5 protein-coding genes are annotated in these 6260 nt (G+C 74.3%); 3 read left to right on the top strand and 2 right to left on the bottom strand.

Annotated elements, in window-relative coordinates:
• Positions 1–254 (top strand): helix-turn-helix domain-containing protein (locus G3I42_RS33590; RefSeq protein WP_203607684.1); only part of this gene is annotated, 254 nt, incomplete at its 5' end.
• Between the two features lie 49 nt (positions 255–303).
• Here the strand turns inward: G3I42_RS33590 and G3I42_RS33585 are convergent.
• Positions 304–1008 carry a GDSL-type esterase/lipase family protein gene (locus G3I42_RS33585; protein ID WP_164291449.1) on the bottom strand — a complete coding sequence of 235 codons (705 nt, stop codon included), beginning with the start codon at positions 1006–1008 and terminating at the stop codon, positions 304–306.
• Between the two features lie 143 nt (positions 1009–1151).
• Between G3I42_RS33585 and G3I42_RS33580 the strand changes: the two genes are divergently transcribed.
• Positions 1152–2270, top strand: a complete 1119-nt coding sequence (locus G3I42_RS33580) for a WD40 repeat domain-containing protein (protein ID WP_164291448.1) — start codon at positions 1152–1154, stop codon at positions 2268–2270.
• A gap of 273 nt (positions 2271–2543) precedes the next feature.
• On the opposite strand, the gene serC is transcribed toward G3I42_RS33580, so the two are convergent.
• Positions 2544–3662, bottom strand: a complete 1119-nt coding sequence (serC, locus tag G3I42_RS33575; protein WP_164291447.1) for a phosphoserine transaminase — start codon at positions 3660–3662, stop codon at positions 2544–2546.
• 412 nt (positions 3663–4074) lie between these two features.
• On the opposite strand from serC, the gene G3I42_RS33570 reads away from it, so the two are divergent.
• Positions 4075–6260, top strand: a 2186-nt coding sequence (locus tag G3I42_RS33570; RefSeq protein WP_164291446.1) for an FAD-binding and (Fe-S)-binding domain-containing protein, incomplete at its 3' end; no start/stop codon positions are given.

Genomic DNA, 6260 nt, shown 5'->3' with positions numbered 1-6260 from the left:
TCCCCGACGTGGTCGCGCTGCGCCGCGCCCACGCCGCCGCGCCCTGGGCGCTCCTCACCCTGCACGCCGTCGCGGCGCACGCGAGCCTGCGCACGGCCGCCGCCGCGCTCAACGTGCACCACTCGACGCTTCAGGAACGCCTCGCCCACGCCGAGCGCCTCCTCGGCTGGAACGTCCGCGAGCCCGCGGGCCGCCTGCGCCTCCAACTCGCCCTGGCGCTCGACCGGCTGCACCGCTCGGCGGCACACACCTGACGCCCGACCCGGAGGCCGCCCGCGCCCATCCCTCCTGACCACGGGTCCCTCACACCCCCGTATACGGACCCCCGATCCCCCAGCCCTGGTGGAGCGCCGTGGCGAACGCCGCCGCGAGCTTGTGCTCCCCGGCCGGCCCCGGGTGCGTCCCGTCGTACGTGTCGCGCTCCAGGTCCCAGTCCGCCGGAGCCGTCGCCAGGAGCAGCGGCGACGCGGGCGAGTCCAGGTCCGCGACGAGCTTGGCGAGCAACTCGTTGAACCCCTCCACCTGCACCCCGAACTCCGGCTCCCGCAGGGCCCGTACGTTCGGCACCACGGGCAGCACCACGGCCCGCACCCCCGGCCTCGCCTCCCGCGCGGCGGTCAGGAAGCGCCGCGCGTTCGCCGCCGTCTGCTCCGGGTTGGTGTAGAAGCCGAGGTCGATGAGGCCGAGCGCGACGAGCAGCACGTCCGCCCCGCTCTCGCGCACCGTCGGCCCGACGAGCGGCACCATGTGCTGCCAGCCCTCGCCCCAGCCGGCGAGGTGTCGCCGGGCGTGCGGCGGGAAGTCCCCGTCCGGGTACGCGTACGAGACGGCCGCGTCGGCCTCGGCGTCGTACAGGGCCTCGCGCGGGCCGACGAAGGCGAAACCGTCCTCGCCGAGGCAGCTCCGCAGGTGCCGCCACAGCCGGTACCGCCAGGTGTGGTCACCGGCCTTGCCGATGGTCTGGCTGTCGCCGACGAGGAGGAAACGCGGGGGAACCGAGGCACGCATGGCCCCCATCATCGGGGAGCCCCGCACCGGTCGTGCCCACCGGTGGCCGCCTTGTGGCCCCGGGCCGGCGTGAGACGCGCCACGTGCCGGCCGGCGCGGGGCGGCCCGCTCCGCCCCGTCGCGGATCTTGGGAGACTGGCCCCATGACAGGTCTCCGGCGCCGTCGCCCGCTCCCGCCCGTCCGGCGCTCCCGCGCGCGCTCCCTCGCACCGCTCGCCGCGGTCACCGCCTTGTGCGGCGGGCTGCTCCTCGGCCCCGGAGCGCCCGCGTACGCCGCCGACGACCACCCGGCGTTCACGATCGAGGACGCACGCGTCACCGAGTCCTCCGGTTTGGCGGCGAGCCGCCTGCACCCCGGCGTCTACTGGACGCACAACGACAGCGACGACGGCCCCTACCTCTACGCGATCGACGGCCGCTCGGGCCGCACCCTGGCCCGGATCACCCTCAGCGGCATCGGCTCGCCCCGGGACGTCGAGGCGATCTCGCTCGGCCCCGACGGCCGCCTCTACGTGGGCGACATCGGCGACAACCTCGACGGAAGCTGGCCGCACGTGTGGATCTACGCGCTGCCGGAGCCAAAGCAACTGCACGACCAGACCGTGCGCGCGACGCAGTACACCGTCCAGTACGAGGGGGGCCCGCGCAACGCGGAGGCGCTCATGGTGCACCCGAAGACCGGGCGGGTGTACATCGCGTCCAAGCGGGAGAGCGGCGGGAACCTTTACGAGGGCCCCGCGAAGCTCTCGGCGACGGGCACCAACGTCTTCCGCAAGGTCGCCCCCGTCGACCTGTGGGTCACGGACGGCGCCTTCTCGCCGGACGGCCGCACCCTCGCCCTGCGCGGCTACTTCGGCGGCACGTACTACCACTGGAACGACGGGCACCCGAAGGCGGCCGGGCGGCTCGCGGTGCCGCTCCAGCGGCAGGGCGAATCGCTCACGTGGACCACGGACGGCACGACGCTCATGTACGGCTCCGAGGGCGCCCGCAGCGAGGTACGCCCCGAAGAGGCCCCCGTGCAGCCCTCGCCGACCCCCGGAGCCTCGGAGAAGCCCACGCCGGGGCAGGGCAAGGGACAAGGACGACAACAGGGTGGCGGCTCGGACACGGGCGGGTCCGGCGCGAGCCAGGAGGACGGCGACCAGGACGGCGCGGGCAAGGGCGGCGGCACGACGGGCAAGGCCGTCCTCGTCGTGGTGCTCGCCGGAGCCGCGCTGTACGGGCTGCGGCGCCTGCGGGGGAAGCGGGCCGGGAAATGACGTACTGACCGTGTGTGTCTTCATGGTCGCGAACAGTAGTCGACGCCACTGACAATCGCCGATCCGCCCGGTGGGCCGACCGGTTCGCCGCCTGATTCACCGCCCGTTTCGACCGGGGCGGCCGGCGGCCCGGCACGGCGAAGGGGCGCCCCCGACAAGTCGGGAGCGCCCCTTCGTACGTAGCGGAGGCGGTACGCGGCGGAACCGTTGGCGCCGGACCGTACGCGCCGTTTCACGCGCACCTGACCGCGGTCGCTGCCGCGGCCGGACCGCTCAGAGGTGGTCGATGACGTAGTCCACGCAGGCCGTCAGCGCCTCGACGTCCGCCGGGTCGATGGTCGGGAACATCGCGACGCGGAGCTGGTTGCGGCCCAGCTTGCGGTACGGCTCGGTGTCGACGATGCCGTTGGCGCGCAGCACTTTCGCCACCGCCGCCGCGTCGATCGCGTCGTCGAAGTCGATCGTGCCGATCACCGCGGAGCGCTGTGCCGGGTCCGCGACGAAGGGGCTCGCGTACGAGACCTTCTCCGCCCAGCCGTAGAGCGCCTGCGCCGAGGCGGCGGTGCGCCCCGTGGTCCACGTGAGGCCGCCCTGGCCGTTGAACCAGTCGAGCTGCTCGGCGAGGAGGAACAGCGTCGCGAGCGACGGGGTGTTGTACGTCTGGTTCTTGCGCGAGTTGTCGATCGCGGTCGGAAGACTGAAGAACTCGGGCACGTGCCGGCCGGAAGCGTGCACGCGCTCGGCGCGCTCCAGCGCGGCCGGGGAGAAGAGACCGATCCACAGCCCGCCGTCGGAACCGAAGTTCTTCTGCGGCGCGAAGTAGTAGACGTCCGTCTCGGCGATGTCGACCGGGAGCCCGCCCGCGCCCGAGGTGGCGTCCACGAGGACGAGCGCGCCCTCGTCGGCACCGTCGACGCGGCGCACGGGCGCGGCGACACCGGTGGAGGTCTCGTTGTGGGTGAGGGCGTAGACGTCGACGCCGGGCTCACCCTTCGGCTCGGGGTGCGTACCGGGCTCGGAGGAGACCACGGTCGGCTCGGCGAGCCACGGCGCGAGCTTCGCCGCCTTCGCGAACTTGGAGGAGAACTCGCCGAAGCTCAGGTGCTGGGACTTGTTCTCGATGAGCCCGTGGGTCGCGACGTCCCAGAAGGCGGTGGAGCCGCCATTGCCGAGGACGACCTCGTACCCCTCGGGGAGGGAGAAGAGCGAGGAGAGCCCCTCGCGGACCCTGCCCACGAGGTTCTTCACGGGAGCCTGGCGGTGAGAGGTCCCGAGGAGAGAGGTACCGGTCGCGGCCAGCGCGTCCAGCGCCTCCTTCCGCACCTTGGAGGGACCCGCGCCGAACCGGCCGTCGGCGGGCTTGATGTCAGCGGGAATCTGGATATCGGCCACGGGCCGAGCGTAACCCGCGCGGAAGCGGGGCGGGGCGGGGGTTCGTTGGGTGAGACGGGGGTGGGGGTGGGGTGGGGTGGGCGGAGGTGGGCGAGCGGGCGAGGGGTGGGGCGCCGGGTGACGGCTGGGGCGCCGGGTGATGGCTGGGGTGTCGGGGCGGGGGCTGGGGGCGCGGAGGCGCTGGGCCTCGGCAAACCGGCCCCCGGACAGTCCCCTCCCTCCCGGGGGGGCTCCCCTTCATACATTCTTCCGCAAATCTCCCACCTCCCACCCCCACCCCGCCAAATCTGTGGATAACTCCCGGAAATAAAAAATCCGCTCACTCATCCCAGTGAACTCGAACCCCTCCGATAGACGGCGATCGCCCTCTCCCCGGCGTACTCCCCACTCCGCCCGGGAAAGATGACACCCCATGAGCCCGCACCCCCGCCCCGCCCCCGACACCCTCGCCGCCCTCCACCGCACCCTCACCCGCACCGTGCGCGGCACCGTCGACTTCTCGCCCGGGGCCCGCGCGCTCACCACGATGGACGCCTCCAACTACCGCCGCGTCCCGCTCGGCGTCGTCGCCCCTTACGACAGCGACGACATCGCGGCGACCCTCGCCGCCTGTCGCGAGCACGGCGTCCCGCTCGTACCACGCGGCGGCGGCACCTCGATCGCCGGACAGGCCACGGGCACCGGCATCGTCCTCGACCTCACCCGCCACATGAACCGCCTGATCGACCTCGACCCGGGCACCCGCACCGCCCGCGTCCAGCCCGGCCTCGTCCTCGACACCCTCCGCGCCGCGGCCGCCCCCCACGGCCTCACCTTCGGCCCCGACCCCTCCACCCACGCCCGCTGCACCCTCGGCGGCATGATCGCCAACAACTCCTGCGGCGCCCACTCCGTCGCCTGGGGCACGACCGCCGACAACACCGAAACCCTCGACGTCCTCGCCGCCGACGGCACCTCCCACCACCTCGCACGCGGCTGGGACACGCGCCCGCCGGCCGGGCCGGACCGTACGCGCCCCGAATCCGCCCGTACGCCTGCCGAATCCGCCCGTACGCCCCCCGGACAGGCCGGACCGCCCGGAACGCCGCCCGCCCCCCACGCCCTCCGCTCCCTCGTCGACACCCACCTCGCACTCCTGCGCACCGCCTATCCCGCCCTCCCGCGCCGCATCTCGGGGTACGCGCTCGACGCCCTCCTCCCCGAGCGCGGCACCGACCTCGCCCGCGCCTGGTGCGGCAGCGAGGGCACGCTCGGGGTGCTCACCGAGGCGCGCGTACGGCTCGTCGAAGCGCCCCCGGCCCGCGCTCTCGCGGTCCTCGGGTACGCGGACGAGAGCGAGGCCGCCGAGGCCGCCGCCGGACTACTGCCGTTCTCCCCGCTCACCGTCGAGGGCATGGCCGCCGACCTCGTACCGGACAGCACGTCGCTGCCGCGCGGCGGCGCGTGGCTCTTCGCCGAGACCGGCGGCGGCGACCCGGCCGAGGCCGCCCACCACGCCCGCCTCCTCGCGGGCGCGGCAGGCGCACTCGAGGCGCGTGTCGTCACCGACCCCGCCGCCCAACGTGCCCTGTGGCGCGTCCGCGAGGACGCCGCGGGCACCGCGACACGCGGCCCCGACGGCGTCGAGGCATGGCCGGGCTGGGAAGACGTCGCCGTCCCGCCCGCCCGGCTCGGCCCGTACCTCCGCGAGTTCCGCGCGCTCCTCGCCGAACACGGCCTGCACGGCACGCCCTACGGACACTTCGGCGAGGGCTGCGTCCACGTCCGTATCGACTTCGACCTGCTCAGCGCGCCCGGCATCGCCGTCTTCCGGCGCTTCTCCGAAGAACTCGCGCACCTCGTCGTCGCGCACGGCGGCTCCCTCTCCGGCGAGCACGGCGACGGCCAGGCGCGCGCCGAACTCCTCCCCGTGATGTACGGGCCCGAGCTGACCGCGCTGTTCGCCCAGGTCAAGGCCGTATGGGACCCCGACGACCTCCTCAACCCCGGCATCCTCGTCCGCCCCGCCAAACTTGACGAGAACCTCCGCTTCGCCGTCCTGCCCCGCGAACCCGTCGACGTCGCCTTCGGCTACCCGCACGACGGCGGCGACTTCTCCGCCGCCGTCCGCCGCTGCGTCGGCGTCGCCAAGTGCCGCGAACCCGGCGGCACCCACGGCACCTCCGTGATGTGCCCCTCCTTCCGCGCCACCGGCGCCGAGGAACACTCCACACGCGGCCGCGCCCGCCTGCTCCACGAGATGCTCGCGGGCGAGGTCGTCACAGGCGGCTGGCGCGCGCCCGAAGTCCGCGACGCGCTCGACCTCTGCCTCTCGTGCAAGGGCTGCCGCAGCGACTGCCCGGTCGGCGTCGACATGGCCACGTACAAAGCCGAATTCCTCCACCACCACTACGCCGGACGCCTCCGCCCCGCGAGCCACTACGCCCTCGGGCGCCTGCCCGCCTGGCTCCGCGCCGCCGCGCCGCTCGCCCGCCCCCTCAACGCCGTCGCCCGCCTGCGCCCCCTCACCTCACTCGCCCTCCGCCTCACCGGCCTCACCCCCGAGCGCCCCCTTCCCGCCCTCGCCACGCGCCCTCTGCGCCCCGGCGAAGAAGGCGC

Origin of the sequence: Streptomyces sp. SID11385, assembly GCF_010548245.1 — a bacterium.
Classification (GTDB): Bacteria; Actinomycetota; Actinomycetes; order Streptomycetales; family Streptomycetaceae; genus Streptomyces.
This window is presented reverse-complemented; position numbering and strand designations above follow the sequence as displayed.

What these genes read in the sequence shown, in the direction of transcription:
- G3I42_RS33585 (WP_164291449.1), bottom strand. Translation starts at nt 1,008, where the DNA reads ATGCGTGCCTCGGTTCCCCCGCGTTTCCTCCTCGTCGGCGACAGCCAG.
- G3I42_RS33580 (WP_164291448.1), top strand. Translation starts at nt 1,152, where the DNA reads ATGACAGGTCTCCGGCGCCGTCGCCCGCTCCCGCCCGTCCGGCGCTCC.